Here is a 1,549-nt window from a genome sequence, read left to right as displayed (position 1 = left end):
CCGAACCACCGGCCCGTCCGGCGTCCGAGCCCCGGGCCCGCCCCACCTCACCCGAGCTTCCGTACCCGCTCCCAGACCCCCGCGTCCACCACCCCCACCAGCCGTCGGAACCCCCGCAGGGCGACCTCCCGCAGCTCATCCGTCTCCAGGAAGCTCGCCCGCCCCTGCGCATCCCCCACGGCCCCCGCGGGCAGCGCGATCACCCCCGGCCGCTCCTCGTGATGCTTGCTGGTGATCTTCGCGACGAGCGCCGAGTCACCCCGTACCGACAGCACCAGACAAGGCCGGTCCTTCGCCCCCGGCCCGTCCTCGTACGGCACCTCGGCCCACCAGATCTCACCCGGCATCGGCCTCGGCCTCCGCTCCGGCTCCGGCCCACGCCCCGGCCCCGCCGGTGGACGCGTCCGCCCGCCCGGACGCCCACCCGAGCGCGCACGCGCCGACCCGCCGCGACGCCCACCCGGCCGCCGCCCGCCCCGCCCCCGCCCATCGGCAACCGCCGCGACGAGCGCGAACAGCACGACAACGGCAAACGCGATCCACCACCAGGACATGCTCATGTCCTGACCGTACCGGCGCCCCGGCCTCTTCCATCGAACCGGTGACAGAGCAGGTGAGTTCCCCCACAACGGACGGCCATGGAGGAGCGACCGGCTGTTTCGCGCCTTACGCTCGACAAACCGTTCAACAGACCGCACGAACCCTCCCCGTTCCCACGTCTCGGAGGTTCACGCTCCATGAAGCTCACCGTCGTCGGCTGCTCCGGCTCGTTCCCGTCCGCGGGATCGGCATGTTCGAGCTACCTCGTAGAGGCCGACGGCTTCAGGCTGCTCCTCGACATGGGCAACGGCGCCCTCGGCGAGCTGCAGCGCCATGTCGGTCTCTACGACCTCGACGCCATCTTCCTCAGCCACCTCCATGTCGATCACTGCATCGACATGTGCGCGTACTTCGTCGTCCGTTACTACCGGCACGACGGGGGCCGTCCCAGCCCCATCCCGGTCTACGGCCCCGACGGCACCGAACAGCGGCTGACCACCGCCCACGCCGACACCCCGTCCGAGCGGGCGATGAGCGAGGTCTTCGACTTCCACACACTCAAGCCCGGCTCCTTCGAGATCGGCCCCTTCTCGGTCCGCACGGAGAAGGTCTGCCACCCCGTCGACTCCTTCGCCATCCGGATCGAGCACGGCGGCCGCACGCTCACGTACTCCGGCGACACCGGCGTCTGCGAAGCCCTGGACGAGCTCGCCGAGGGCGCCGATCTGTTCCTCTGCGAAGCATCGTTCGTCCACGGCAAGGAGGACATCCCGGACCTCCACCTCAACGGCCGCGAAGCGGGCGAGATCGCCGCCCGTGCCGGAGTGGGACGGCTCGTCCTCACCCACATCCCGCCGTGGACCGACGCCGACCGCAACCTGGCCGACGCCCGCATGCTCTTCCGCGGACCGGTGGAAGTGGCGGCACCGGGCGCGGTGTACGAGATCTAGCAATCCCGCACATCCGGTGCACGACGAAGCCCTCACCTCCCGCAGCGGGAGGTGAGGGC

Annotated in this window: 2 protein-coding genes; one reads left to right on the top strand and one right to left on the bottom strand. The window is 70.9% G+C overall.

What is annotated here, in order from left to right:
- Positions 1-47 precede the first annotated feature (47 nt).
- Positions 48-554 (bottom strand): type II toxin-antitoxin system PemK/MazF family toxin, encoded by a 507-nt coding sequence (locus ACFU8Q_RS41410; RefSeq protein ID WP_384465362.1) that lies wholly within the window; start codon positions 552-554, stop codon positions 48-50.
- Between the two features lie 183 nt (positions 555-737).
- On the opposite strand from ACFU8Q_RS41410, the gene ACFU8Q_RS41405 reads away from it, so the two are divergent.
- Complete coding sequence (locus tag ACFU8Q_RS41405; protein WP_384465359.1) at positions 738-1,490, top strand: MBL fold metallo-hydrolase; 753 nt, start codon at positions 738-740, stop codon at positions 1,488-1,490.
- Positions 1,491-1,549 lie beyond the last annotated feature (59 nt).

The organism is Streptomyces sp. NPDC057543 (assembly GCF_042801895.1).
Taxonomy (GTDB): domain Bacteria; phylum Actinomycetota; class Actinomycetes; order Streptomycetales; family Streptomycetaceae; genus Streptomyces.
Note: the sequence above shows the minus strand (reverse complement) of the source record. Positions and strands in the feature narration are given on the sequence as shown.